Annotated in this window: 20 protein-coding genes and 2 pseudogenes; 3 read left to right on the top strand and 19 right to left on the bottom strand. The window is 44.4% G+C overall.

Translation table 11 applies throughout. The features are described 5' to 3' along the window. Window positions 1-404: 404 nt before the first annotated feature. The 3 genes from tnpB to DW915_RS15045 form a co-directional block, all read right to left on the bottom strand. Window positions 405-773, bottom strand: coding sequence for an IS66 family insertion sequence element accessory protein TnpB (gene tnpB / locus DW915_RS15035; protein WP_009243734.1), 369 nt, complete (start codon window positions 771-773; stop codon window positions 405-407). Beyond that, window positions 763-1,164 (bottom strand): hypothetical protein, encoded by a 402-nt coding sequence (locus DW915_RS15040; protein WP_118742411.1) that lies wholly within the window; start codon window positions 1,162-1,164, stop codon window positions 763-765. Before DW915_RS15040 ends, tnpB begins: the two co-directional genes overlap by 11 nt. Window positions 1,165-1,566: 402 nt before the next feature. Continuing rightward, on the bottom strand, window positions 1,567-2,700 hold the full coding sequence (locus DW915_RS15045; RefSeq protein WP_330422707.1) for an ROK family transcriptional regulator: 1,134 nt from the start codon (window positions 2,698-2,700) through the stop codon (window positions 1,567-1,569). A gap of 331 nt (window positions 2,701-3,031) precedes the next feature. Here DW915_RS15045 and DW915_RS16495 point away from each other — a divergent pair. Both DW915_RS16495 and DW915_RS15055 read left to right on the top strand, forming a co-directional pair. After that, window positions 3,032-3,949, top strand: a pseudogene (locus DW915_RS16495) (ParM/StbA family protein). A gap of 3 nt (window positions 3,950-3,952) precedes the next feature. Continuing rightward, window positions 3,953-4,270 (top strand): hypothetical protein, encoded by a 318-nt coding sequence (locus DW915_RS15055; protein WP_010782300.1) that lies wholly within the window; start codon window positions 3,953-3,955, stop codon window positions 4,268-4,270. Between the two features lie 2 nt (window positions 4,271-4,272). On the opposite strand, the gene DW915_RS15815 is transcribed toward DW915_RS15055, so the two are convergent. The 8 genes from DW915_RS15815 to DW915_RS15095 all read right to left on the bottom strand — a co-directional run bounded on the left by DW915_RS15815 (window position 4,273) and on the right by DW915_RS15095 (window position 15,707). Continuing rightward, window positions 4,273-4,587 (bottom strand): hypothetical protein, encoded by a 315-nt coding sequence (locus DW915_RS15815; protein ID WP_010782299.1) that lies wholly within the window; start codon window positions 4,585-4,587, stop codon window positions 4,273-4,275. An 82-nt stretch (window positions 4,588-4,669) separates the two neighbouring features. After that, window positions 4,670-5,500: an alpha/beta hydrolase gene (locus DW915_RS15060; RefSeq protein WP_147326096.1), complete on the bottom strand. Its 831-nt coding sequence runs from the start codon at window positions 5,498-5,500 to the stop codon at window positions 4,670-4,672. 888 nt (window positions 5,501-6,388) lie between these two features. Next, on the bottom strand, window positions 6,389-7,483 hold the full coding sequence (locus tag DW915_RS15070; protein ID WP_055267539.1) for an alpha/beta hydrolase: 1,095 nt from the start codon (window positions 7,481-7,483) through the stop codon (window positions 6,389-6,391). Next, window positions 7,480-7,836, bottom strand: coding sequence for a family 78 glycoside hydrolase catalytic domain (locus DW915_RS15075; RefSeq protein ID WP_010782296.1), 357 nt, complete (start codon window positions 7,834-7,836; stop codon window positions 7,480-7,482). Before DW915_RS15075 ends, DW915_RS15070 begins: the two co-directional genes overlap by 4 nt. Window positions 7,837-8,102: 266 nt before the next feature. Then, window positions 8,103-9,455, bottom strand: a complete 1,353-nt coding sequence (locus tag DW915_RS15080) for an MFS transporter (RefSeq protein ID WP_055267537.1) — start codon at window positions 9,453-9,455, stop codon at window positions 8,103-8,105. 14 nt (window positions 9,456-9,469) lie between these two features. Continuing rightward, window positions 9,470-12,265, bottom strand: a complete 2,796-nt coding sequence (locus tag DW915_RS15085; RefSeq protein WP_118742413.1) for an alpha-L-rhamnosidase — start codon at window positions 12,263-12,265, stop codon at window positions 9,470-9,472. 62 nt (window positions 12,266-12,327) lie between these two features. Further along, window positions 12,328-14,580: a glycoside hydrolase family 3 C-terminal domain-containing protein gene (locus tag DW915_RS15090; RefSeq protein WP_118742414.1), complete on the bottom strand. Its 2,253-nt coding sequence runs from the start codon at window positions 14,578-14,580 to the stop codon at window positions 12,328-12,330. A gap of 35 nt (window positions 14,581-14,615) precedes the next feature. Beyond that, window positions 14,616-15,707, bottom strand: a complete 1,092-nt coding sequence (locus tag DW915_RS15095; RefSeq protein ID WP_055267525.1) for an alpha/beta hydrolase — start codon at window positions 15,705-15,707, stop codon at window positions 14,616-14,618. Window positions 15,708-15,921: 214 nt separating this feature from the next. On the opposite strand from DW915_RS15095, the gene DW915_RS15100 reads away from it, so the two are divergent. Beyond that, window positions 15,922-16,959 (top strand): AraC family transcriptional regulator, encoded by a 1,038-nt coding sequence (locus tag DW915_RS15100; RefSeq protein WP_158581077.1) that lies wholly within the window; start codon window positions 15,922-15,924, stop codon window positions 16,957-16,959. An 8-nt stretch (window positions 16,960-16,967) separates the two neighbouring features. Here DW915_RS15100 and rhaD read toward each other — a convergent pair. The 8 genes and pseudogenes from rhaD to DW915_RS15145 form a co-directional block, all read right to left on the bottom strand. Continuing rightward, a pseudogene (gene rhaD / locus DW915_RS15105) lies at window positions 16,968-17,510 on the bottom strand (rhamnulose-1-phosphate aldolase); the annotation flags it as partial. A gap of 90 nt (window positions 17,511-17,600) precedes the next feature. After that, on the bottom strand, window positions 17,601-17,837 hold the full coding sequence (locus DW915_RS15110) for a hypothetical protein (RefSeq protein ID WP_118700810.1): 237 nt from the start codon (window positions 17,835-17,837) through the stop codon (window positions 17,601-17,603). Window positions 17,838-18,251: 414 nt separating this feature from the next. Next, window positions 18,252-18,515 carry a hypothetical protein gene (locus tag DW915_RS16180; RefSeq protein WP_055267519.1) on the bottom strand — a complete coding sequence of 88 codons (264 nt, stop codon included), beginning with the start codon at window positions 18,513-18,515 and terminating at the stop codon, window positions 18,252-18,254. Window positions 18,516-18,944: 429 nt separating this feature from the next. After that, window positions 18,945-19,238, bottom strand: a complete 294-nt coding sequence (locus DW915_RS15120; protein WP_055267517.1) for a ParB N-terminal domain-containing protein — start codon at window positions 19,236-19,238, stop codon at window positions 18,945-18,947. A 502-nt stretch (window positions 19,239-19,740) separates the two neighbouring features. Beyond that, window positions 19,741-19,875 (bottom strand): hypothetical protein, encoded by a 135-nt coding sequence (locus tag DW915_RS16265; RefSeq protein ID WP_264472181.1) that lies wholly within the window; start codon window positions 19,873-19,875, stop codon window positions 19,741-19,743. Beyond that, on the bottom strand, window positions 19,872-20,423 hold the full coding sequence (locus tag DW915_RS16185; protein ID WP_243033849.1) for a hypothetical protein: 552 nt from the start codon (window positions 20,421-20,423) through the stop codon (window positions 19,872-19,874). The genes DW915_RS16265 and DW915_RS16185 overlap by 4 nt, the downstream gene beginning before the upstream one ends. 103 nt (window positions 20,424-20,526) lie before the next feature. Beyond that, complete coding sequence (locus DW915_RS15140) at window positions 20,527-22,956, bottom strand: ABC transporter permease (protein ID WP_118742416.1); 2,430 nt, start codon at window positions 22,954-22,956, stop codon at window positions 20,527-20,529. Further along, window positions 22,953-23,627, bottom strand: coding sequence for an ABC transporter ATP-binding protein (locus DW915_RS15145; RefSeq protein ID WP_118742417.1), 675 nt, complete (start codon window positions 23,625-23,627; stop codon window positions 22,953-22,955). Before DW915_RS15145 ends, DW915_RS15140 begins: the two co-directional genes overlap by 4 nt. Window positions 23,628-23,778: the final 151 nt, after the last annotated feature.

Here is a 23,778-nt window from a genome sequence, read left to right on the forward strand (position 1 = left end):
CTGTCATTTAAGGCCTGCGTTTGCCTGGACAATTCTTCCATCTGTCCCTGCATCCCAAGAAAAAGCTCTATCAGCAGATCCTTATCAAACTTATTCAGTTGTTCTTTTGTGTACTTGATCGTCATAACCGGAACTCCTGTCTTTATACTGATTCCGATTATAACAGAATTTTTGTATTTCCGCCAATCCTTCAGATATGGGCTTTCGTCATAATGACGGTGGATAATACATCTGGAAAGCCGTTGTTTTACAGCTTTTCAGATGTATTATCCACAACAGTTTTTCTATTCACACGATAACAAATGGAATGAGAAAAGACTGTTTGTGGATAACCTTTTTCATCCGGTTGATACACATCATTTTTACAGTTTTGGTACTTTTTTATTTTCGGCATTTTGCACAGGCTACATAATGCGGGGTGTCTCTTTCAGCTCAGAGATCGGATGGCGTGCAACGATCTCCAGTCCCTGCATCAGCATACGGTACTGGTCGTCTGTGATCGCCATTGCCTCATCTGCCGAACGGGGCCAACGGAATGCACCATTATCGAGTCTCTTGTACATAAGGAGAAAACCATCGCCTTCCCAGAGCAGTGCTTTGATCCGGTCACATCTTCTTCCACAGAAAAGAAACAGTGTATTTTTGTCGTAAGGATCAAGCTTAAACTGAAAGCGTACGATCGTTGCCAGTCCATCGATCCCACGACGAAGATCCGTAAATCCCATCGCCAGATACACCTTTTTAAATCCGGAAGCATCTGCATCATTCAGCATGGGTAAAAGCCTTTATGAGATGGCAGAGCATTTCCAGTGAAGTACCGGAAAATATCTCAGCTGACAGTCCCTTGGTATTTTTAATACGGATCATTGGCAGAGTTCCTGCTGAAATGCATGTACCGGATTCTTTTGGAGTATCTGTTTTCTTTGGATCTGGTGCAGGTGCGGGCAGTGCCACAAAAGCAGTGGTTTCTGTGTCCTGCATCTGATCCAGGTATATCTGCCTGACACGCCGGAGACGGTAATAATAGTTGGCTTTTGTAAGATTATTTTGGGTACACCAGGTTTCAACATCCATCCCTTTGGGACGATTCTGACAATTCCGGATCTGTTCTGCCCATTGTCGGATTCTGACCTGCTGAGCTACAAGGCTGGTTTGCGTAGCCATAAGATTCCCCCTCTGAATCATAGTCAGTTAAAAAAGTTAAGTACTAAACTTTTTTGACTATGTTATTTTGTTGAGTATGATTATGGCATAACTTGAAGTAAATAAAAAGGTACTCAGGTTCTACCGTTTACTTTCAAGATGCATTTTTTGTGTATTTTTCACAATCAACACGCAAAAACGGAAAGGAAACCGTAGTTACTGTTTTCTTTCCGTTTTTTACTATAATATCTTTTTCTAATTTTACACAACTTCTCGTTTTTCACACATATAAATCGGACATCGCATTCGCTTTGCAACCTGTCAGTGGGAGTTTTTAACTCCAACAGACTAAACATCCCCTTACCCAACGCTTAATTCCCTACGCACCAGATGCGGTGGACTGCTTATCTGCGTTCAAAAAAATTACAATTCTACCATATGTTTTGTAAAAAAGTATTTCGCGGCTCCAACAGCCGACGCTTCTTTCTTATACGAACAATTTTTCAAGTATGAAACATCATGCTCAAAGCCATTATATGCCATCACTTTTTCTCCCAGTGGTATCATATAATCTGACAATACCCCTCCCACATCACCTCCTAGTATGATATCCATATCATATGCCATCCGCAGATTTGATATCAAAACAGCAAGATGATCCAGATACTCATTCCATGTCTGCAAAATTTTTTCGTCACCACTTTCAATTTTTTCCATAAATGCATCCAGTGACTGCCTGTTATCTTGTGTCAGTACACTTGCAGCACAATATGCATCCGCACATCCTGATTTACCACAATAACACTTTCTTCCACCGGGAACGAGTATCATGTGACCAAACTCCCCTGCTTTCTGGTTCTGCCCTCGAAACAGCTTTCCATCTATGCAGAATGCACCTCCTAAGGTGTGGTTCAAAGACAGATATATCGCATTTGGATACTTTTGCTTTTTTTCTGCAAGCATTGCAGCATTAGCATCGTTTTCAAAATATACTGGAATTTCCAGAGCCTGCTCTAAAAAACGCAGACTATAATTCTCTATGCCTAAAGCATGAGATTTTAAAACGATCTGTTCTTTCTGATCAATGATTCCTGGAATCGCCACTCCAATCCCAAGTAGCGTATCCTTCGCTAATTCGCCTTCAAGAAAAGTTTTGACCTTTTGTGCCACCTCTGTACAATAGGATAATTCTGCCGTAAATTTTAAACGGATGCGATCCTTTTTTATAATCTCATCTCCAAGATTTACTAATACCATTTCTATATGATTCGCTGTAATCAAAATTCCCATTGCATGACAGTACGACTTATTAATCCCTATACTTTTTGCCTTCCGTCCACCGGTCGAAGCATATTCCCCAGTTTCTTCCAACACCATTTTTTCTAACAAGTCATTCACATTTGCTAATACAGTCGGCATACTCAAGTTTAACTCTTTTGCGATTTCTGCCTTGGATGTGACATGATTGTTCAGCACATAATTAATTATTTTTTTTCTTGTTATATTTCTTTTATCTTTATTTTCCGTTTTCTCATCCTCTTTTATTAAATATTTTATTAAAGAATTATATGCTTTTTTATTCTTCTTGTAAAGTAATGTTTTATAATAAAAATTTGCTGCATTTAAAAATGCTACTTTTAAGAATCAAATTTGCCGGATACCCAATCACTATATTTTTCATTCACGTTATCTCCTCATAATTACTGTGGTAATTCTTTACCAAAATGGAAATTCAATTTTACAACTTTCCAAACATTCACTCAATTTCTGACTCAATTTCCCCTCAATGCCTTTTTCCTCCGATCTTCGTATGCTTATCTCGCAGCAGAGCAGTACCACACCGGTACGACCTGTTGAATCAATCAATACGAAAACGGAGGTATTTTTTATGCGAGAACTCAGAAACACAAAAATCATTGCTGTAGATCATGGCTACGGCAATATGAAAACAGCAAACATCGTCACACCAACCGGCATCAAAGCCTATGAAACCGAACCAATCTTCACCGGGAATATTCTGGAATATAACGGCATTTACTACCGGATTGGCGAAGGACACAAAGAATTTATCCCGGATAAAGCTATGGACGAAGAATATTATCTTCTGACGCTAATGGCTATTGCAAGGGAACTGAATGTCTTTTCCATCCGTGAAGCAGATGTTCATCTGGCTGCCGGACTCCCTCTGACATGGATCTGAACTCAAAGAGAAGCTTTTCGTTCCTATCTGCTCCAGAATCCAGAAGTCCGTTACCTTTTTAACAGCAAAAAGTATCATCTCCACTTTGTGGGATGCAGCCTTTACCCACAGGGGTATCCGGCTATCGTAAACCAACTTGGAGATTTCAAGGGAACCTATCTCCTTGCAGATATCGGAAACGGAACCATGAACATTCTGTATATCAACAATAAGAAAGCGCAGGAGAGCCGATGCTGGACAGAAAAACTTGGTGTAAACCAATGCATGATTGCTGCAAAGAACGCTGTTCTGGACAAATTCGGAGTGAAAATTGAAGAATCCACAGTAGAACAGATTCTGCGGTTTGGAACAGCTGACATTTCAGCACCATATCTGGATTGTATCAGTTCTATTGCCAGACAGTATGTGGCAGAACTTTTTTCCACGCTCCGCAAATATGAATACAATCCTGACCTGATGCGCCTGTATGTGGTTGGCGGCGGTGGATGCCTGTTCCGTAACTTCGGAACGTATGACAAATCACGAGTCACCATCATTGATGACATCTGCGCCACCGCTAAAGGTTACGAATCTCTTGCTTATATGAGCCTGAAAAGGAGGGGATAAACCATGCAGAACAATATCCGCAACACAAACCTGCGTTTTAATCTGGACAAAGAACAGCAGCGGAGAGCCTGGGAATATTTACAGACAATGGACAGGCAGGATTTTAAATCTTACAGTCAGGTAATCTCTCTTGCACTGGTAGATTATTTTGACCGCTACTACCGCACACGGGCTGATCCTTATCTGGAAACAAGAGAACGGGAAGAACTTTTTGTGAAACAGATTGTAGATGCAGTGGAAAACAGTCTGAAACAGGCATTGCCACTTTTTCTTTCCGGACTGACTGCAGGCATGGCGCAAAGGGAGCCCCAAATCAGGTAATGTCATGATGCCAAGGTCAAAAGGTCTAAATCCACATGAGCTTGCTCATAAGTGGATGAAAGGCCTTGGGACCCGCCCCAATATGAGCCTAAAAGTGGGATGACAATCCCACGATATGCGAGAGGCTCGTCCGATAACATAACGGAGAGGATCCCCAACCGCTCAATTCCCACCGTATTCCAGAAATCCGCCCCGCTGTCCGCCTTTTTCCGCTCAAAGGACACAACGCCCACCGGCCGGAGCATCCTGTGCTTCAGCACAGGCTTTAATTTTTCAGCCTTGCCCAAAAAAGAATCATTGTTTTTTACCTGTCCCATACTGTCATTTCTCCTGTTCTCCCACGCTTTTGGACATGCCGCACCGCGGCACAAACAACAGTTGAAATCCGTGAAGAGCAAATCAACATTTCCGATGCTCCTCCCAGAATGCGACTGCATCCCGCAGCCAGCCCTCTGCCGCAGTATCTATCCCCAGGCCAAAGCCATGACCCAGCTTATCATACATGACGATATCGACATTTTCCTGCCCCAGCGCTTTCCTGATGTCCGGGATGATCTTCTCCACGGCCGCAAAACCGGTAGGGTCATCCCGCCCGACCCTGGAAAATATAGCAAGCCCCTTGTCCTCCTCGTGAACCTTAAGCTCCCAGTGCAGGCCATAGATGGGGAAGATGGCGGCGGGCCTTGGCAGATTATGTTTATGGCAGCAGTCCTTATAATCAGAAAATGCGTAGGCTGTCGTCATCAGGCCTCCAGCGGAGAACCCGAACATACCAAAGCCGTCCATCGTATAGCCGTACTCTGCCTGATGCCCTATCAGATACCTTACCGCCGGCAGCACATCCTTGGATGCCTCCCCGCCCTTGGCCTGCGGTTCGGTTTCATGCAGCTCCACATTCACACGGTAGACCAGCACAAACGCACTGTATCCCCTCCTGTGCAGCTCCATGGCTGCCGGGATGCTCTCCAAATAAGAGGCTACGCCGTCAAACCCGCCGCCCGCAATCAGCACAGCCACGGGCTTCCCTGGCTCCCCCTGGAACAGGATCCCCTGTACCTTTCCCTTGTCGGGATCACGCCTTACCTCATCCTCCGCATAAAGCCCGCTGATGAAATGCACCTTTTTCAGCCCTTTCTGCTCCACGACATAGTTGAAACCATCCACGATGCTCTGCGCCTGTGCGGGCTGCCCGATAAGATTGCACAAACCATGGACGCTCATGCCTGACATGGCATATATTTCCTTTGGCGACCCGGTCTTCATAAAAAGCTCCGGCCTGCCCTCCCATACGGGATGCTGCAGGAAGAACGCAATCTTGTCATTGATCGTAGCCCTGCGGAACCCTCCCGCGACATTGTAAAACTCCGATTCCTTTACCTTCGGCATATGCTTGACGCCTAAGATTGCCGGCCAGAACAGCCCTTTGTACTTACCCATGTTTTTTTCCTCCTTATCTATTTCAGAACGGTCTCGGAAACTCCATAAAACCCGAATCTCCGCTCTTTTTGTACTTGTTACTTTTTTCGTTTCCTCCCATTTTCAGAGAGGGATTTTAAATTTTTTCAGCAAATTTCCAAAAAACTATTGTCATTTCTCGTGAATTGTGCGCCATTCACTACACGTTGATATTCCACTCCTTTTGCGGTTTACCAGTGCCAAAAGACATGATTCTGTCAGTTTTCTGGTAGCTTTCCATGAATTTGAAAAACACATGCCCGACCTGCACATATCAAATATGTGCCTTGATTCTGCCATGGATAACTATCCAACATATAAGCGGACTCTTTCCCCAATAGCGTTTGTTTCAGCTCTCATTCAAGATGGCTGCTTACCATGTCTTTTTTTACTGCAGCTCTTCTAAACATCATCTCCTCCGCTCGCAAACCACTGTATTACTGATTTGCTGGAATACTCTCTGAATTATATCAATTATTTATTGAGTTTCCGAGACTACTCTGCGAATAATTGGGAGGATTGTGGGAGTGCAAAGCACGGAACAATCCGTAGGCATCATAGTTGGGGGCTTTTGACCCCAACATCTTTAAAAAAGGTCAGATGTTTTATAATTTTATAAAACACTTGACCTCTCAAAATTCACTCTTCCTGTTCTTGAAAAAATTATTTCCGATGTGCCTCCCAGAATTCCACTGCCTCTTCAAACCAATGAGGTACTATGGTATTGGAACCAATACCAAATCCATGTCCGAGATTATCGTAAATCCGTACAGACACATTGTCCTCACCCAACACGGATTTCAATTGCGGAAGTCTCTTCTCTACATTTCCGAATCCGTATTCATCCTCGCGCCCTGCGATGGAAAATACCGCCAGTCCCTTATCCTGCTCAAGCGCTTTCACATTCCAGTCCAGACCATACATCGGGAAAATCACTTTCGGTCTCGGCAGTTTTACTTTGTGACAGCAGTCCTCGTAATTTGCGAAGGAATATGCCGTAGTCATCATGCCGCCTGCCGAGAAACCGAATATCGCATAGTCATCCATATCCACAGACAGTTCCTGCTCATGCTCCTTCAGATAACGGATTACCTGCACCAGCTCCCTGACCGCTGCCTGCCCCTGTTTTTCATGTTCCGTTTCTCCCAGCTGTTTGCCAATCGGGTAACTGATTACCAATACGGAGTACCCCAACTTGTGTAATTTCATTGCCACGGGATATCCCTCGCAGTCCGTCACATTACTGATAAATCCACCTCCGGGAACGACCACCGCCAACGGTTTTCCTTGCTTTCCTTTGTAAAACATTCCGGTCAAATGAGACTGATATGGATTCTGTTCTATCATTTCTTTCGAGTTAATATCGGAAATCAACTGCGCCTCTCCACTTTCCACAAGCCGGGTCAGGTAATTAAAAGCCTCCAGTGCATTTTCCATCTGATCACTTCTGCCCTGCGCTTTTAGAAAATCTGCATATTTTGCCGGGGCAATCGCTTTTAACACGTTATCCTCAACATTAAAAAACATATGCTTATAGCCGCCAAACACCGGATGCTGCATAAAAAATGCCATTTTATCATCTTTTTCCGCTTTCCGGAATGTTCCGTCTGCCTGATAATAATCTTTCTTTTTTATATTCGGAAAACCGCCGATGCCAAACAGTGCCGGCAGAAACATCGCATTTTTCTTATAAACATACCCCACAAAGCCGACTGCTAAAATGAGCAGCACGAGCATTATCATTGCCAGAATTTTCATATGTTCTTTTCCTCCTTATCTCTTGCCCAAAATTGTCCTGCGTGCGCCACTGCCGTAAAATCTTCCGGCTTTACCGGAGCATCACATATCACTCTCACATAGCGGAAACCATGATATGTAAAATGCGGTCTGTACTCTGCGGGTTTCCCGTTAGATATATATACATCCGTCTGTGTATGACCTGTCATGTCAGCACCAGCTATATTATTAAAATAATTCCCCTGAGAATCCTTGGTCTCAAAGTGATCTAGTATCAACTTTGTTCCTGCGGGCAAATCCACCTTTACCCGCAGTACACCTGCCAGATTCTGACCGAAATCGATAATGGTCTCTCCCTTTGGGCTTACCTCCATACCGACCGCCTCCACTTCTTTCACCGGCCGCACAGGTTCACCATACTGTACCATCGGCAACTTTCAACTTATCGTCAGAGAGAACTGTCTCAAATGTGCCGTCTTCATACTCAATTCTCGTTTCAAACAACACTGCGCACTCCACTCCCTTTTCATAAAACCTGTTTCAAAGGAGGATGTGGCGGTGGCGGTATCACCGGTGTTATCCGTCGCTGTGGTTGTTTACTTTTAATCTTGACAGTTCCATCGCATTCTCCTTCAATATGTTACTTATTGCTGCGCGCTGCGATTGCCGTGTGCATTTCCTCTACTGCTTTTTTATCCAACGTATACTGTGTACCAAAAAGAATCGCCCCTGCGGCAGTCAGGATAGTCGGAAGTATCAGTACGCAGAGGATAATTCCTGTATTGATACTCTCCGGCTGGGCAACCGAGCCGGTAACAAAACCTGTAGCTGCCAATACATACCCCGGAATCGCTCCTCCGAGTCCCTGCGCCACTTTTGTAATAAAAGATGTAAGCGATGCGATCGCCGCTTCTGCACGTTTTCCGGTTTTATACTGCACGTAAGTAGTATTATCTGCCTGTATACTGGTTGTCAGCGGTGCTATACATCCGCCTGCCACACCTCCTGCCACTGTACTAATATAGATCAAAAGCATAGATCTCACATCAATCAAACGCAGTGCGGAAAACAGGATGGATACGACGATTGCCATTACAAAAATCTGTTTCTTTCCAAACCGGTTTGCCAGAATTGGTCCAAGGAAAATTCCCACCAGAGCAGTTATCATTGAAACAAGTGACACCCCTGACATAAGCGTCATATCACCCAATATATATGTGTAAAAATAAGCGCCGGCTCCTCCTGCTATATTACTGCCCACCCCGACTACCAGTGCCACTAAAAACAGTGCCCAGACAGGTTTATACCGCAAAAACTGTAACAATTCCCTGAATGTATAACTTTCTTCTTTTTTTCCTTCAAAAGCTACTCTTTCCTTTACACAAAGAGCCCCTGCAATAGATAAAACCAACACCATGGCCATGGAACCGAAAATTAACACGTAATAGTTCTGTAACGTTCCTTCCGCCACAAGAATCGGTGCTGCCACAGCCAGTACCGCGCTACCTATCATTGTTCCCAACGCGTTGAAAAGTGACAAACTGTTTCTCTCCTTGTCATCCGCGCTCATGACCGGGAGCAAACTGTTCTTGGAGATATCCATAATATCAAACGTCCAGCCCAGCAGCAGATACGTCACATACACAATCACATATTTTCCGACCGGAATCCAGACTGCGCCAAACCACAGTAAAATATAATTTATAACACAGATGATTGTTCCCAGAATAATCATAGGGCGAAATTTTCCCATTTTTGTTACCGGAAATTTGTCCAGAAAATATCCCATAATCGGGTCGCTGATTCCATCCACCACCTTGGATATTAAAAACAGGGTCGCCAGTGCTGCCGGTTCCAGACCAACCACATTCGTATAGTAAATCATAAAGAATCCTGACAATAATCCCATCAGTGGAATATTTCCCGCACATACCATAAATAAGCCCATTTTTTCCACGATACTAACCTTTTGTTTTTTACTCTTCTCACTCATTTGTTCTCTCCTCGTTAATATTGTGATAATGCTGTATTCAACATCTCTGTCTGCCCTTCATCCATCGGTCCGGAAAACATCTCCGCCACCTGTCGAAACGACAGTCCATAGACCGCATCCGGTATCATATCCACCTCGGTCATCGTCGACAAAAATGCCCGTATCTGCGGATGGTTCAGCAAATCTTCCAGCTTTGACTCCACGCTGTATATTTTCTTTAACTTCTCAGTTGCCTCATATACGACTTCATAGTTTCCTGCAGTGATATAACAAATACCGTTCACCACTGTTGCGAATAGTGGATTTGTCTTATCTTCAAACAGAATCTCCGGAGCATGCGGCAATCGCACCTCGCCTTCTCCGCCAAACGGAATCGTAATTTTGATTCTAATCCTGTTATCCTCCATAATTTCCCAGCTGCATGCATACTGTCCGACGGCCGAATCATACACTGCCTCTGCCCTTCTCAAATCATAATGGACATTCGGACAAATTGCAATCCTTCTTCCTCCCGGAGATTCTTCCAAAAGATGGATTCCTCCCACATGGCGGAACATCCATTCCAGAATCGCCCCGTAAGAATAATGGTTGAGACTGTTCATTCCGGTACTGGATATCTTACCGTCTTCATCCAGTGAATTCCATCGTTCCCAGACTGTGGTGGCTCCCAGTTTCACTTCGTGCAGCCACCCCGGATACTCCTCGTTCAAAAGCAGGCGGTAGGCGGTATCCGTCATTCCGTTATCGGTCAACACATTGCACAAAAGAGAGGTTCCCACAAATCCGGTATTCAATTTGTTTCTGCTCTCGCGGAAAAGTTTCTTTAACATCTCTCTGGTCAGCTCTTCGTCCTCTGACAAATGATATTTCAGAGCCAGCAGAAGACCCGTCTGTGTCTTTTCCGCGCATCTTCCGGTCGGGGTAAAATATTCTTCTTTTACCACACGCCATTGTTTTTCGGCGATTTCCCGATATTGTTTTTCCTCTTCCTTTCGCCCGAGAACCGCCGCTGCCTTCGCTGTAAGCTCCGCGCTTGCCGCATAATAAATATCCGCAATATAGCCTTCATCGGTCGCTCCGTATACATTTCCCGCCGCGGCTCCCACCCGGTCAAGCGCCAGCCAGTCTCCGTAATGGAAGGAATGTCTCCATCCGTGGTGCTCTCCGTCCACCTTACGGATATAGTCCACCCAAGCCTTCATACTGTCAAACTGCTGTTCCAATATGGCAGCATCCCCGCTGAACAGATAGACATTCCACGGAACGATACAGGCCGCATCGCCCCATGCACAGGAACATTTCGACGGACCGAAGGTCGGCACCACCTCCGGAACCATCCCTCCGGCAATCAGCTGTTCCTTATACAAATCGTACAGATATTTTCTGTAAAATGCATAGGTATCAGCCAGATAGCTTGCAGTCGCGGAAAATACCTGTGTATCTCCTGTCCAGCCCATCCTCTCATCTCTTTGGGGACAGTCTGTAGGCACATCCAGAAAGTTCCCTTTCATTCCCCATTCGATATTGGAGATTAATTTGTTCACAAGATCATTCCCTGTCTCGATTGCCCCGATGCTCTCATAATCACTGTAAAGAACAAGCGCCGTAAAATCCTCACACGAAAGGTCCCTAACCCCGGTCACTTTCACATATCGATAACCATAGTATGTAAAATGAGGCGTAATCACCTTTTCTGTACCATCAGAAACATAAATGTACTCCGAAAGTGCAGTTCTTAAATTCTCGTTGTAGAAACATCCGTCCTGAAGCACCTCGCCCGTCTGAATCCTGATAGTTGTCCCCGCCGGCTCATGCACCCGCAGCCGGAAGATCCCCGTGATCTCCTGCCCCAGATCAAATACCTCTTCTCCGGCAGGAGTATGGATCAGCTCTGCCGGCTTCATCTCCTCCTGTACCTTAACTGGAAGAGATAACCGTTCCATAAGCCGGCCTTTCGGAACCTTTGCGATCCGCGCAGGAGACTCCTCTACCGGCGGCAGCGTATCATCTCTTCTCTCACCGTCATAGATATTGGAAAACCACAAATTGCTTCTTGTAACTGACCAGGTTTCATCAGAACTGATCACATCTTTCGTTCCGTCTTTGTACTCTATGTGAATCTCCGCAATCAGCTTCCACTCGTCACCGTAATATGCTTCCCGCTCCGGATCATTGAAACCGAACCTGCCTTTATACCAACCGTTTCCGAGAAGAACAGACAGCACACCTCCTCGTTCTGCCTGTTCTGTGATGTCATACGTCTGATACTGGATCCACCGGTCATAATTATTGCAGTACGGAGTCAGATACTCTTCACCGATTTTCTTAGGATTTTCTTTATTTTCCCCAAGAAAATATGCCTCATACAATCCCAGGCCGCAAATGTACAGTCTTGCGCTTTTCACTTCTTTTGCCGGACGAATCCTCTTTGAGAAAATCGGATGCCGTTCCTGACTGCTGTCACAGGTAATCCACCTGCCCGTCCACGGTTCATCCATTTTGGCGGTCTCAAAGAACTGCGTGTCTGATTCGATCACTTCCTCTGCATCTGTTGTCACAATAACTTTCCAGTAATATCTTGTATACGGCTGCGGTTCAAATTCCACTCTTGCAGAGAGACTGTCCAGCTCTGCCTCCCCCGTGTCGTGACAGATATCTGTAAAGGTTTTGTTCTTGCTGATCACAATCCTTGCATGTTTCTGTTCCTGTCCTCTGCCGCCTTTCACTTTCCATGAAAATACCAACGGTTTCAGATAAAACCCTAAAGGGTTTGTGATATGATTTGTTTTTGCCGCATAAATCTTGCCCATAATTCTTCCTCATTTTCATGCTGATACTTTTTCATCCAATAATAAGCCAACCGTTCCTCCCACTACTGACACAGAGCATTTAACTCCACGATCATCTGCTCGATCGCTTCGCCCGGAATAGCGCTTAAAAATGATTTCAGCGGCATCTGCGCAATAATTTCCGGAGTCACAAGCTGTACCTCCCCATCTTCTTTCTTAGGTTCTTCTCCCTGTGATATCCCCTCAAGATACTCCATCATTTTCCCTGCTGTCTTCGGGTGGTTCATCAATTCCCCCATTGTAGTGGTCATATCCACAGTGAACGGCAGCAGCACATCAGTAGTAAATGTAAGTTCTGCAGCCTCTCTGATCTCATCGCTGGCATGCCCGATCTGGATCTCATATGTACCTGACGGAGTGTACCAGTCGTGAATCTTTGTCTCGTAGTAAGCAAAATCTCTCGCGCAAAGTTCCATTGTAACCGTCTTCTTCTCACCCGGATTCAGAAATACTTTCGCAAACCCTTTTAGTTCTTTCACTGCTCTTGGCACCGTGCTGTCCTTGTCACTGACATAGAGTTGAACCACTTCACTTCCTGCCCTCTTCCCTGTATTCTCCACATCAATGCTCACCTTCAGAATATCTCCATCTTTCATTTCCGCAGAAGAGAGTTTCATATTGCTGTAGCTGAATTCCGTATATGACAGTCCATGGCCGAATGCCCAGCGCACCGGTACTTTCTTCGCATCATAGTAACGGTATCCGACAAAGATATCTTCTCCATAGAGAACAGTCCTGCCGTCTCCAGGGAAATTCAGGTAACTCGGGTTGTCTTCCAGACGATATGGGAACGTCTCCGCCAGACGTCCTCCTGGATTTGCCTCCCCAAATAACAGCCGGTCGCTGGCCTCCCCAATGCCTTCTCCTCCCAGATACATCTCCAGAATGGCATTTACAGACTCCGCCCATGGAGTTTCTACGGGACTTCCGTTATGAAGAACCACTACCACATTTTTCTGTATCTCAGCCACAGCCTCTATAAGGCGATTCTGACACTTTGGCAGTTCCATGGATGTTCTGTCATATCCTTCCGACTCAAAGCTGTCCGGCAGTCCGGCAAAGATTACAACTACATCTGCGCCCGCTGCCGCTTCACACGCCTGTTTCAGATCCTCTTCTGTCATCTCGTCACGCTCTGACGAGAAGCCTTTCACGTACTCCACTGCCCTGCCTTTTCTCACCGCAGTTTCCAGAGCCGACACTACGCTGTCCGTATTGATGTGACTCGATCCCCCGCCCTGGTATCGCGGTTTCTTTGCAAATTCCCCGATATAGACTACTTTCTGTTCTTTTTTCAGCGGCAGCACTCCCCTGTTTTCCAGAAGTACGGCGCACTCTGTTTCGATATCTGCCGCTGCTTTGTGATCCTTTTCCCTGTCAAATACAGTCTCCGCTTTCCTGTTATCTGTGTAGGAGAAGACTACTTTCAGTATGCGTTCCACCGTTCTGTCAAGAATTTCTTCCTCCAGTTCTCCATTCTCCACTGCCTGAATAATCTTTCTTGTATTATATCCTCCTGATCCCGGCATCTCCAAGTCAAGACCGGCTTTCAGTCCTTTCACCCGGTCATTTACAGCTCCCCAGTCACTGACCACATATCCTTCAAATCCCCACTCATCCCGCAGGATATCTGTCAGAAGCTTCTTATTCTCTGAAGAAAATACTCCGTTGATCTTATTGTAGCTGCACATCACAGTCTTTGGCTGCGCTTTCTTCACCGCCTCCTCAAAAGCCGGCAGATAAATTTCCCGGAAAGCCCGTTCCGATACTTCCGACGATATCTGCATACGGTCTGTTTCCTGATTATTCGCGGCGAAGTGTTTCATACTGGTTCCGATGCCTTTCGACTGTACGCCCCGGATATATGCTGACGCCATCTTTCCTGTCAGATATGGATCTTCGGACATATATTCAAAATTCCTTCCGCAGAGAGGACTGCGTTTGATATTAACTGCAGGGCCGAGGAGCATGCCCACGTTCTCAGCCTGACACTCGTCCCCAAGGATCTGTCCCATACATTCCATCAGTTCCACGTCAAAGCTGGATGCCGTGGCGCAGGCTGCCGGAAAGCAGACTGCATTCACACTTTTATTCAGGCCGAGATGATCTGCCGCGCCTTCCTGTTTGCGCAAGCCGTGCGGGCCGTCTGTCATCATAACGGAAGGAATCCCTAACCTTTCGATTCCCATCGTGTTCCAGAAATCCGCTCCCGAACATAGTCCTGCTTTTTCCTCCAGTGTCATCTGTCTGATCAATTCTTTCAGGTTTCTGCTCATTATGAAATCCTCCTTAAATAAATTCTTATCTGTTCCTATCTGTGGGCTTCCCAGAAGATGACTGCTTCCTGAAGCCAGTTTTTCACTTTTGTTTCATTTCCTATTCCAAATCCATGTCCCAGTCCGTCAACGATTCTGACCGACACATTTTCTTTGCCCAGTACCTTCTCTAATTCCGGCAGTTTATCTTCCACATTTGCAAAACCGAACTCATCATCCCGCCCTACGATAGAAAATACCGCCAGTCCCTTGTCCTCCTGCAAAGCTTTGATATTCCAGTCCAGACCATACATAGGGAAGATCACCTTCGGTCTTGGCAGATGATTCTTGTGGCAGCAGTCCTCATAATTGGCAAATGAATACGCCGTGGTCATAAGTCCTCCTGCTGAAAAACCAAAGATGGCATAATCATCCATGTTTACAGAAAACTGTTTTTGATGCTCCGTCAGATATCGAATCACTTGTGTCAGTTCCCTCGCGGCAGCCTGTCCCTGCTTTACCTGTTCTGTCTCACCCAGCTGTCTGCCGACCGGATAACTTACGACGAAAACAGAATATCCCATTTTATGCAGCTTCATCGCCACAGGATACCCCTCGCAATCAGTTACATTACTGATAAATCCGCCTCCCGGAACTACAATGGCAAGTGGTTTTCCCTGTTGTCCCTGATAAAACATTCCCGTCAGATGTGACCTGTACGGATGACCCTTCACTGCTTCCGCAGGATACAGATCCGACACCAGCCTTGCCTGACCTTTCTCAACAAGTCCGGTTAGATAATTGAAAGATTCCAAGGCTGCATCCAATTGTTCCTCACGGCCCGGCGCCTTTAAAAAATCCTTATACTTTACAGGCGCAATAGCTTTCAGCACGTTGTCCTCCACATTGAAAAACATATGTTTAAAACCGCCGAATACCGGATGCTGCATGAAAAATCCAACTTTGTCCTCCCCCGTTCCCGGACGGAAATGTCCGTTTTCATCGTAATAGCTGCTTTCCTTTATTTTTGGAAATCCGCAGATGCCAAGAAGTGCCGGCAAAAACATGGCACTTTTTTTATAGACATATAATGTCGCACCGATTACAAATAATAAAACAATCACCACTACTGCAAAAAATATCTTCATCCTAACCTATGCCTCCTTTTCTTACTGACATCTTACTTTATACAGACTAAAATTACATCAACGAAACATAAGTGATTTACCGACCAAACTTAATAAATATCCGAGATTACTCTGTACACCTTTGCCCCCAATATGGTATATTTTAGACAGGTTAAATAAACTGCTGATGACTATAATCACAGTTCATTCATATCTTGAAAAGGAGAGAATATATATGATGACATTATCTGCATTGAATCAATTTCTGAAGCAGCACACTCCCGAAGAAACCCAGCGTCTGAACGGTGTAAAGAAAGATTATTCACAATTTCCTGTTGCCAGAGGTAAGTTTGATACACCCTGTTACCGTTTTGATACGAACCTTGAAGATCTGCGTTCTTTATTTCTTTCAAAGAAAGTTCTTCCGAGTTATTACAACTTCGCTGTTGTAAAACAAGATCGTTTTGAAAACGTACCTCTGCATATCCATGAGTGGCTGGAATTGAGTTATATTTATTCTGGCGCCTGCACAATGACGATAAATAAGACTACATTCAGGCTAAAATCCGGGCAGATGGTTCTGATCAGCCAGAATGCACCTCATTCTGTCAAAAGATGTTCAGAAAATGATATTATCATCAATTTTCTGCTGACGCGCGAATATCTGAACGGTACTTTTTTTGAACGCCTGTCTCAGGATAATTACCTTACACACTTTTTCATTGAGGCTCTGAACACCACGATGCAGGAAAGCAAGTATATTGTCTTTTCCCCGGAACAAAAACAAAACCGGCTGGCAGATCTTACCAACCAGTTTCTCTGTGAATTTTATTCTCCGTCCGTAACATCCGGGCCTTTTTTAGACAGTCTTTTTACACTGATCACCTGTGAGATGATCAATCTGTTCCAGCACGGTATGGTTCTGGATCACTCCTCAGTGGATCAGATTTATACCATACTCCGATATATCGAAACAAACTTTGCGGACTGTACCCTTTCTTCTACAGCTGAGTTTTTTAATATGCACCCAAACTATCTCTCTGCCTATATCCGCCAGCATACCGGAATCACTTACAAAGAGCTGGTCCAGACACAGCGGCTTTCTCAGGCGGCAAAACTGTTAAGGAGCACCGCACTTTCCACAAATGATATCAGCCTTGCCGTCGGATATCAGAATACCAGCTTTTTCTTTCAGCTGTTCCGCAAGAAATACGGATGTACGCCTATGGAATATCGAAACATGCTTCATGCTTCTGATACGCCAAATATGTGATATGTACATTATTTGTCATATAGAAACTTTTCCGGTAAAGTTACTTTAAAATCTTTCGCCAAATCTCTGAAATTCTGAGGTGAGATTGTCTGTCTTTTATCCGGTCTCATGGACAGCATCTTTACAAGGATTTCCGCGGATTTCTCTACGGTGTGCATTAATCCGAATGTAAGATCAAAGTCTTCCCCTGAGCAGAACATGCCGTGATGCGCCCAGATTGCCACATCATATTCTTTCATCAGGGCACTTGTCGCCACTGCGATCTCACGGCCGCCCGGCACCATCCATCCTACTACACCGATTCCGGAAGGAAATACAACCGGGCACTCGGTCGCCATCTCCCAGAGTTCTCTAGTAAATACTTTATCCTCCAACGGCAGTACAAATGTCAGTGCGATCACATTCGTGGTATGTGCATGATAAACATTGGTAACGCCTTTTTTCACTTCATGGTTCATCAGGTGACTCGGCAGCTCACTGGTCGGTCTGCCTCCGTTTACCAGACCCCAAAGGATGCGGTAATTCTCTCCTTTTTCATCCAATTCGATGATATTTTGCATAGACTACCACTTCGAAGATGCAAAATTGTCACTATGTAGTTACACAGATGCTATCAGATTCACTAATAGCATCGCCTTACTTTATCGCCCTCTATTCCTGCTAATCGGAATTACGTCCCCAAAATACTTACTATCCTTCACCGCTACAAGTTCCACCTCAACACACTTCTGCTGCCATTCCTTACAAGCCTCTTCATACCTTTGCCTCTCCTCACGAACCATGAATAGCTCGGTATAAAACTCCGAAGCATTTGCATAGTCTGCATCCTGAAGCACATTTGAAAGCTCTGATTTCATCCTCCCTGCTTTTCTATCCAATACAGCAATCTGCTCCTGCAACTCTTTCTTTCACTTCTAATGCCAATGTGAGTGGACATATAGGTGTCCGTTTACGAACCCACCGCCGTATCCGGCGTGATAGCCCCCTGCAAGGGCGAAATACACAGAGTACAAAACGAAGTTTTGTGCGATGGGTGTATTTCGCTCTGCGAGGCTTAGCCCTCACATAAATGCACGAGGGCTGGTTAAAAAATCTATCCTCAGCGCAAAAAGGAAAAAGCCACATACCTTCGCAAAGATACATGGCTTCAATTACGCTGATAACTGTATTTAATTGGCTACAATTCGTGCCGTATCCGGCACCACTTTTTTCTTCTAAAATTGAGGCTACAATTCCTTCCATAAATGATGCCATAACACTTCCATTTATAAATGTTTTGTAGCCTTCTGCTGTCATTCCCCGCAAAAACTGAAATCCAGCAACTCATTGATATCAGGATCCATCTGATACTTCTTCACATCCTCCTCTGTGTAATCCATATTCCCAGAAGCACCCTTATCGTCAGGCACAGGTTGTTCCTGTCCAACCGCCTGAATAGGCATTTCTGTATGCCCTGATGATTGCATAAGCGCTGAGTTCTTTGCGGTGGTGATATCATATCCAAGAAATCTTGCTTTATCTTGACTATGTGTTATCTTGGTCTTTTTTTCGGACATCTCAAGATGCAGAGTATCCTCGAGAAATACTCTGAATTTTTCCTTGATTTCAGATGCATCCTCAAATGAACCTATGGCTAGCTTGCATTGATTATCACGCAGATTGCAGACAGCAAAATACTAATCTGCCAATACATCACCGTAACATCTTCCCTTCGGTGCGGAGATGGTTAGCTCTAGCCTCTGACTTTCCTTCAAGCAGTTTAGCTTTCATCCTCATATAGTACCTTTCACCTCGACACTCAGTCGCAACTTGGAAGCTTTGTTGACTTGTGCCTTTACAAACGTGCTGTTGTCCCCTTTATGTTTCCATTCAAGGTTAGTTGTTGGCGATAAGACTGTGTTCTTCACACTTGATAATTTTTCTTATTGTTTTCTCAAAACAAAATCATAATGACCCACGTCGCTTGGGTGTCCACCCCAAACGCCTTACGGGCGCACAGAATCTACCATCGCCACTATCGCCTGATCATCATCCAATTCTCTTATAACTGCCGGAACCTCCGCAAGACCAGCCCAGCCGGCATCTGCCTTTCGTCTGTGTCCTGCAATCACTTCATAACCTTCTCCGTCAGGATTCGGTCTTACAAGCAAAGGTACAATCACACCCTCATCTTCAATACTTTTCATAAGGGCACACAGCTCTATGTCCTGCTGCACATGAAAAGGATGGTTCTTAAAGTCCTTTAACTCGCTTATTCTGATACTCTTTATCTCTTCCATTACAACCTCCGTTCTTCCGGTAGAATAACTTCTACTCAGTTACGTCAATGTTATCTGCAAACAGAAAAAGACCGCTCATCTCCAATTACTTGAAAATGAACGGTCTTTCACGCTTCGTATTCTATTGAATAACTTCAAAATATTAATTGTACTTTTATGTGTTTCCACACCCCACATCCAATACGACTGAGACATTCACACCGTCTGAAATTGCTTTTTTGTAGGTTTTTCTATCACTCTGTGAGAACATCATATGTCGCTCAAAGTGCCGGAAGTCGAGAAGTTTTACAAACTTCCCGACTCGCGGGCAGTCGTCGAATTCCGCATAAACACTGGCTTTACAGCCAGTTATTTCTTCGGAACTCTCCTCGTTGCCTTCGCGCAAATCAAGGATTCTTACATATCGACCCGATGTAGTGCAACCACGCACTCACAGAACATATTTTATCGCAAGGCTTTTAAAAATGGAATAGATTTTACCAAACGACAGTTTTCAAAAAACTTATCTGTCAAAAATTAATTTCTCCCACGGTTCATATCCTGCCATGTAGCCGAATTCTTCCTCATTTCTGAATCCTTCAAGAAGTTTTTCTTTTACACCATCTAATATAGCTTCATCAATATCTCTGAACTTCATATGCTTATATAAACCGGACTTTCTATAGCAAGACCCGAAAATAATGCAAAAAAGGCAGTGCTGCAGAGCGCGAATTGCAAGTAACAGATGTGAAGGCGTACCGGGGTACGACGAAAATCTGTGACGCAGTAATTCACGCTCTGCGGTGCTGAATTTTTTGCATTATTTTCGGGGATTGCTATAAAATCATACATAGTACCCACATTATCAAGAAGATGTTTTACCACCTTGTATGTTCCCTCTACATCTTTCCCTGCACATACAATATCAAGCATTGGCGAATACTCATTATATTTTCCTATTTCCAATGTATGTGCAACTGCCTGTACCTTCCCTGACAAAAATCTCGCATAACCGATATCATTTTCCCGCAATGCCAGTCCCGCCATTGTGGAAAGAATAAAATTAAGTGTACTAAAGCCGGAAAAAATAATATTTTCATATTTTTCATATGCTTCTTTGATTTTTCCATTGAACCCATCATTTATGATATATGGTGGCGCTTTTCGCCCCCAAATAGTGAAAGTGGGGGCACTTTCTGCCCCCACTCAGGAAATGTTTCTAAAATACTGTTTAGATTTATCATACATACAAAATGGAAGTTATCTATTTCTCCTCTTCGTTAAGACCTAGTTCATTACATATTACTTGCTATCCCTGATACCTTATTCTTTCTACCAGCGTTTCCTTTTTCAGATTACTGCTTAAAATACAGGAAAGCACAATTTGTAGAATACCAACCAGAAGAATCATAACAAGAATCGGGATAAGAGGAACATGATAAACGTTCATTCCAAAAATCCCATTATGCTTCGCATAGGAAAACAGTGCATAGCCAAGGGGCAGACCGGCAGCAAGTGCGACGCAGATGGTGCCAACCGTAAAAATCAAGCCCTGTATTTGTAAACTCAGATTCAACTGCTTATTGGTCATGCCTACCGCTTGCAGCACACCGTATTCCTGCTTCTTCGTGGTGATATTGATGATCATGGTGTTTGCCAGATTCATAAACCCAATGAGACCGACAATTGCCATGAACAGATAGCAGCCAAGCTTCATCATACGGCTTGCGTATTCTGCAGATTGTAACTGTGCATGATAGGTATCCATTTTTATATGCGAAGTATTAGAAATCAAAGTATTCAGACTCTGTTCCACAGATGCAACATCTTTTTTATCACAGTCCACCCACAGATAGCCATAGGCTGTTCCCCTCGGATTCATGGAACGGTATACACCTTCCGGAATGACAAGATAAGTGTCCGCACTTACAAAGGATCCTGCAATCTTTCCCTGATAGGTATAGGTTTCACTTCCATTCTCAAAGTCAAATACAATAGATTCACCCGGAGCATATCCATCTTGTTCCATCCACGCCGACCAGCCAAAGAAAATTTCACCATTCTTTACCGCCTGATCATAGTCCATAGAGCCAATATCCCCGTCTTGGCGCATAAAATCAAAATCATTTTTACTCACAATATCAGCCGGAAATCTTGTTCCGTTCAGATTTACAGAGACAATCTCTCTCGTCATGACATCTGTCACTCCTGGAATGCTTTTGATTTCTTCAATCATTGAATCATTCAGTGGGTTGTTCTGTAGGATTGTGTCCAGATTATTCTCCGAATAGGCTTCATCATAATTCTGGGAATAATCCAGCTGCAACTCAAATTGTCCATGGTTGATTGCAATCCGCGCCTCGTGCTCCGTGTCAATATTTCCAACATAATTAGAGATAATTACAAACAATACACAGGAAAGCCCCATGGTAAGAATCGTAGCAATGGTTCTTTTCGGATTGCCTGTCACATTTGCCATTGCCATGGAGAAAACGGTGACATCTTTTCTGCCTTTTCGTCTGCCCTGTTTTTGCGTTTTGGAGCCGTCAAGATACCGTGTCGCTTCGATGGGTGAAATCCGGGAAACCATTTTCATGGGTTTGCGCAGAGCCAAAACGACCGTAAGAAACGATACAAAAATGCAGATGAGCATAATTGTCAGTGAAAACAGAGGCACCTGATGGTTCTTGATTCCGGACGATACCAGATTTCCCTGCTCCACCAGCCAGTTGAAGCTGACTTTTGCAATCAGGAAACCAAACAGCAGCCCCAGCGGTATCGAAGGAACCGCCAGAAGAATGCCCTCACGAAAAATCAACTGCTTCATCTGCTTTCTGGTTGCACCCAGCGCCTTGATTTTTCCGTACTCCTGAACCTTCTGGGTGATCCCGACCTGGAAGATATTATAAATGACCACAACGGAAAACAGCACGATTCCGAGGATCAGGGTTCCACAAACCACAATCATTTCATAGCTCGGCTGCAATACCCACTGCAGGTAGAGGTCATTGATGATCACGTTTTTCTGGTCAATGCCGCAGGAATCCGCGATTTCTTTTATAACAGGCGCAACATTATTCATAGATACATTTGCAGAATCGCTCAAGGTAAAATAGATATTATATTGCCTGTCACCCTCCGCAACACGCTCATTATAAAAATCCTGCGAACCGAATACAACATAGGAAGCCTCGATGGTATATTCATCCCGGTCATATAAAATCCCGCTGACAGTAAATTCCACCGGTGCGTATTCCGACTGCATGCCGGAACGGTACTCCAATGTTACGGTGTCTCCGACCTTTACATCATGGTATCCCACTGCATCAAAGAAAGCGCGTCCTGCGGCAATTTCCTGCGCCTTTTCCGGATAGGTACCTTCCTTCAACACATATTCCTGATTATAGGGAAGCATTTTCCTGACCGTTTCATCCGCACTGACAAAGCCGCCATTTTCATTTCCTTTCAGGATGCCCTCCGTACACATGATGCCGATATCAGATATCTCAGCTCTGCGTTCCACTTCTTTTAATTGCGTACCATCTGCTGCGACAAACAGACCATAATTGCTTCCATATGAGCCTGCCGCCTGACTTTTCTGCAAACGTATCATTCCATTTCCCACAGTACTGATAATCACAAGCAGCATCGTAGTCAGACATATGGACATCATAATCAGTATACTTCTTGTCTTGTTCTTTTTGTCATTGCTATATGCAATCCTGCTTATTGTCTTCATCTGAAATCTACCACCTGTCCATCCTCAATTACCAGAATACGGTCAGCGACCTGTGCAATTTCATCATCATGGGTAATCATTACAATTGTCTGTCCATATTTTTTTGCTGTCATCTTAAGCAGAGCGATTACCTCATCACTGGTCTTAGAATCAAGATTTCCCGTCGGCTCATCTGCAAATATAATTTCCGGACGATTCACCAGTGCTCTTGCAATTGCTACTCTCTGCTGCTGTCCTCCGGATAACTGATTTGGCAGATTATAAATCCGGTTTTCAATCCCCAGAGTTGCAATAATATCATTTACATACGCTTCATCCACTTTTCTTCCATCCAGCCCCAGTGGCAGTACAATATTTTCCCAGACATTAACAGATGAAACCAGATTAAACGCCTGAAAAACAAATCCGATTTTTCTTCTGCGGAAAACAGCAAGGTCATCTTCCTTCATCCTGTATAAATCTTTCCCTGCTAAAGTAACACTGCCTTTTGTCGGGGTGTCTAGCCCTCCAAGCATATGAAGTAATGTACTTTTACCGGAACCTGACTTTCCGACAATTGCGACAAATTCTCCCTGCTCAATCTGAATGTCCACCTGATTGACCGCTTTGACCTGATTCTCACCTGCGCCATAAAACTTACAAAGCTGCTTGGTTTCTAATATCACACTCATATGTTGCCTCCTTTTCAATTCTGTAAAGCGTACCTTTTCAGCACGCTTTCTTTGCCTGTTTATATATTTGGTCATTTTTCAACCTACATCCAATGCAAATTCCGGCTCATCTGACCACGCATTCCGCTAAGAGCTGATCAGTCTTTCCGGA

It is taken from the genome of Blautia sp. AM42-2 (assembly GCF_003480245.1).
In the GTDB taxonomy this organism is placed as follows: domain Bacteria; phylum Bacillota; class Clostridia; order Lachnospirales; family Lachnospiraceae; genus Fusicatenibacter; species Fusicatenibacter saccharivorans.